The sequence below is a fragment of the Candidatus Neomarinimicrobiota bacterium genome (genome assembly GCA_012964825.1).
Lineage (GTDB): Bacteria > Fidelibacterota > Marinisomatia > Marinisomatales > S15-B10 > UBA2125.
The window spans coordinates 1-4,352 of the sequence record DTTI01000026.1; the positions used below are offsets into that span (position 1 = coordinate 1).

The window sequence follows — 4,352 nt, forward strand, 5'->3', positions numbered from 1 at the left end:
ATTTTTTAGTCAGAATCTGATGTTTCTTCTCAAAACAGAAATTAGGAAAGGATTTAACCCACATGTCAGCTGAAACGACCCCACAAAGACTTTTACGCAACTCAACGGAACATGCAAATGAGCCCGCACTTTCGTCACCAACCAATGGTGGTTGGGAAACTGATACCTGGGCTGAATTCTCATCTTACGTTATGGATATTTCAAAGTCGTTAGTGGCCCTAGGCTTTGACCGAAATGACAAACTGAGTATCTACAGCTACAACAGGAAAGAATGGTATGGCTGTTATGCTGCGGCACAGATGGTCGGCGGTGCTGGCGTAGGTGTTTATCACACCTGCTCACCCGAGGAAGTGGAATGGGTAGTGGGCAACTCAGATTCGAAGGTTGTCTTTGTTGGAAATAATCCAATGGATAATGGGGAAACCGAGAAAATGCCAAACCACCGTCTAATGAAAGTTTTAGACCGGTTGGATAAAATAGAGCATGTGGTCATGATGAATGGGGTTGAAATTCTGGAAAACCCCAGGGTGATGACATGGGATGATTTTATCGGAAAGGGGAGTTCTGTCGAGGATTCACAGGTGATGGAGAGAACAAACGCCATCTCTATGGATGATACAGCTTCACTGATCTACACTTCTGGAACCACTGGCAATCCTAAAGGGGTTGAGCTTACCCATGACAACTGGAACTTCGAACTAGATGCCACAGATGCCATTATGGATTTTAAACAGGGCGAAAAGTATGTTTCATGGTTGCCCCTGGCTCACGTGTTTGGCCAACTGGTGGACAACCATTACTGGGTGAAAAACGCGTTACATATGTATGTTGCAGACAATCCGTTGAACGTGGTTGACTATACCAAAGAGGTACAACCCCACCTATTCATTGGTGTACCTAGGATATATGAAAAGATTTATTCGAATGTTAAGGCAGCTCTGGATGCTAAAGCCATTCTTAAGGTTCTTCTGAAAGTACCCGGGCTGTCAGGTGTCTTAAAAGGAAAGCTCAGGGAAAAGATAGGGATGGCCAACTGTCGTTTTGCCATTACTGGTGCCGCACCCATCAACCCGGACATTCTTATTCTTTTTCAGTTTCTGGGTGTCCCTGTTTTTGAAGGGTACGGGATGACGGAGGATACAGCCGGTGCAACAATCAACTATCACGGAAAAAATAAAATCGGGACCGTTGGACAACCTTTCCCAAACACGGAAATGAAAGTGGCTTCTGACGGGGAGCTTCTCATTAAGGGCCGCCACGTCATGAAGGGTTATTATAGAAACAAAGAGGCAACAGACGAGGTGCTGGTGGATGGTTGGCTCTATACCGGTGATGTGGGAGAAATTGATACTGACGGCTTCGTAAAGATTACTGGCCGCAAGAAAGAAATTTATGTCACTTCAGGCGGGAAGAATATTGCGCCGCTAATCATCGAAGAGACAATGAAGTCCATACCGATTATCTCTCAAAGCTTTTTGGTAGGAGATGGCCGGAAGTTTTGCAGTGCTCTCTTCACACTTGATGCAGGCGCCATTTTGCGGGATAAGCTTGGTATGGATCCAAACGAAGTGCCCAAAGACCCGGTTGGACAGAGCGCGAAACTTAAAGAGCTTGGTCACACCTTTGAAGAATATACCACCAGTGAAGAGGTGCGAACAGAAGTTCAGTCGCAGGTTGACGAATTAAATCAGCAGTTTTCCAGCCCGGAACAGGTGAAAAAGTTTTCAATCCTTCCGCGGGATTTCACCATTGATGACGGTGAGCTAACCCCCACTCTTAAGATCAGGCGCAAACAGATAAGCGCTAACTGGTCTGATCAGATCGAAGCCATGTACGCTGAATAAAAAAGGGGGCCGAAACCCCCTTTTTCTGTCGCGGTTTTCAAGACCGCTACTTGATCTGAACTTCAATCTCTTTTAATTCCACAGACTTGGATCTGGGAACAGAGATAGAGAGCACACCATTCTTATAATTAGCGCTGACCTTCTTCTCGTTTACCTCTTCAGGTAGCCGAAAAGACCTGGAGAACTTGCCGTGCTGTGACTCACGGTAAGCATAACCGTTACGATCATTACTGCTCTCGGCCCGTTTCTCACCGGTAATGGTGAGGACCCCATCCTTAACGGTGATGGTGAAGTCAGACTTCTCCATTCCTGGGGCCTCTACACGGATTTCGTACTCTTTCTCCTTCTCAATGACATCGAAGGCAGGCAGCCAGTTGGCACTGGTTACAGGGCTTTGGTCAAAGCCACCGCTGAAGAAAGAGTTGATGAAACGGTCCATGTCGGACAGCATCGACTCACCGACAAACGGTGAGAGGAACGTGTTTCTTGGTGTCCACTTGACTAATGACATAGTTAATCTCCTTTTATTTTAAGTTTAACTTTTTAATCATCGAACCACTAGGTTCGCCCCCTATAAGGCAAAGGGTGTGCCAAAAGTGAAGGTCTGCCATATATGCGCAAAGGAAGGAAGGCACGTCAGTATTGTACTGCACATATGGCACCCCCCTTTAAATTTTTGTGATAATTTGACTGTTTTTCCAGCCTAATTCCATGTTGAAGGGCAATAAACACTCGTCTAAATTCAGCAGTATCATTAAGCCATCGAGATAGGAGGTGATGATGAGACAGATTATTGTAGTAGTAGTCATTTTACTGACTTTTTCATTTTCGGTTGCCGTCGGTGAAGAAACTATTGTGCTAAAAGCTGACCGCTTGGTGGATGTTCAGAAAGGCAAGCTAGTAAAAAATGCCACAGTGGTCATTGTGGGAAACAGGATTGAATCAGTGAACCCCCGGCGACTCCCGAAAGAGAGTCGTGTCATCGATCTCGGTGATGTGACTCTTATGCCCGGCCTCATGGATATGCACCGTCACCTCACTTCCATCATAAGCAAGAACCGCTACATGGAGAAGTTCACTCTTAACCCGCAGGATTACACAATACGTGCTGTTGCTAATGCTGAAAAAGCACTTATGATGGGTTTCACTTCAGTGAGAAATGTAGGTGATAGGGCTGGCGCTACAGTGGCGTTGAGGAATGCTATTAATAAAGGTGTTGTTCCTGGACCACGGATCTTTACCGCAGGTAGATCAATTGCCACTACCGGTGGTCATGCTGACCCAACAAACGGTATGAGGGCGGACCTCATGGGTGATCCTGGCCCTAAAGAAGGTGTGATTAATGGACCCTATGATGCAAGAAAGGCTGTTCGCCAGAGGTACAAAGAGACCTCTGATCTTATCAAGATAACAGCAACAGGTGGCGTCATGAGCGTGGCAACCAGCGGCCAAAACCCCCAGTTCACTGATGATGAGCTTGAAGCAATTATTACTACAGCACGGGAGTACGGCTTACCTGTTGCAGCGCACGCCCATGGAATAGAAGGGATGAAGCGCGCTATCCGGGCAGGCGTTAATTCAATAGAACATGGAACATTTATTGATGATGAAGCTGTGGAGTTGATGAAGCGGAAGGGGACTTTTTTAGTTCCAACCTTAACGGTGGCTGAATGGGCTACGGAAAAAGCGAAAGAAGAGGGTTATTTCCCGGAAGTCGTTCAAAAAAAGGCGGCCAAGGTGGGACCGGTTACCAAGAAAGCGCTGGAAAGAGCATACAAGGGCGGTGTCAGAATAGTGTTTGGAACAGATTTCTCAGGGGATAACAATCTGGGTGAGTTCGCTCTAATGGTAAAAGCAGGCATGAAGCCCATGGATACCATCATCGCTGCAACCCTGAATGCCGCTCAACTTCAGCGGGTTGATGACAAACTAGGATCCATCGAGGCAGGGAAGCTGGCGGACCTTGTCGCCGTTAAAGGCAATCCTATCGATGACATTCGTGCCATGGAAAACATGATGTTTGTGATGAAGGACGGAAAGGTTTACAAGAATGAGGAATAGCCGTTTAAAGCTGTTATGCCTAGTTCTACTTATTTCTTGGGGGTCATCCCAGAAAGCGGACCTTGTTCTTAAAAACGGCACCATGTGGACAGTAGATAAGAGTAACCCCACCGCTGAGGCAGTGGCAGTGAAGAATGGGAAGTTCATCTATGTAGGCTCAGATCAAGATGTCGGGAAACATGTGAGGGAAGGGGCTACAGAAGTTATAGATCTCCAAGGTCTCTTTGTGACACCTGGTTTCAATGATAACCATGTCCATTTCGAATGGACCGGCCGGATTGTGTTCGGTCTTAATCTGATGGACATTCATGAAGAGAAAAAATTTGTAAATAAGGTACATGAGGTACATGAGCGCTTTGCTCCTGGTATCTGGATTACTGGTGGTCAGTGGTCAGCGTATGAGGCGTGGGAAGCCGGAACGATTGGAGAAGAGGGACGGAAAGCAAA

General features: G+C 46.5%; 4 protein-coding genes. 3 read left to right on the top strand and 1 reads right to left on the bottom strand.

Annotation, left to right across the window (positions count from 1 at the left end; all coding sequences use genetic code 11):
* The first annotated feature begins 62 nt into the window (after nucleotides 1-62).
* Nucleotides 63-1,844, top strand: a complete 1,782-nt coding sequence (locus EYO21_01630) for a hypothetical protein (protein HIB02510.1) — start codon at nucleotides 63-65, stop codon at nucleotides 1,842-1,844.
* A 46-nt stretch (nucleotides 1,845-1,890) separates the two neighbouring features.
* Here EYO21_01630 and EYO21_01635 read toward each other — a convergent pair whose 3' ends face one another.
* Nucleotides 1,891-2,355, bottom strand: a complete 465-nt coding sequence (locus EYO21_01635; GenBank protein HIB02511.1) for an Hsp20/alpha crystallin family protein — start codon at nucleotides 2,353-2,355, stop codon at nucleotides 1,891-1,893.
* 269 nt (nucleotides 2,356-2,624) lie between these two features.
* On the opposite strand from EYO21_01635, the gene EYO21_01640 reads away from it, so the two are divergent.
* Both EYO21_01640 and EYO21_01645 read left to right on the top strand, forming a co-directional pair.
* A complete protein-coding gene (locus EYO21_01640) occupies nucleotides 2,625-3,905 on the top strand; it encodes an amidohydrolase family protein (protein HIB02512.1) in 1,281 nt (426 codons plus the stop codon).
* The coding region (locus EYO21_01645) for a hypothetical protein (GenBank protein ID HIB02513.1) at nucleotides 3,895-4,352 on the top strand (458 nt) is incomplete at its 3' end. The genes EYO21_01640 and EYO21_01645, both read left to right, overlap by 11 nt.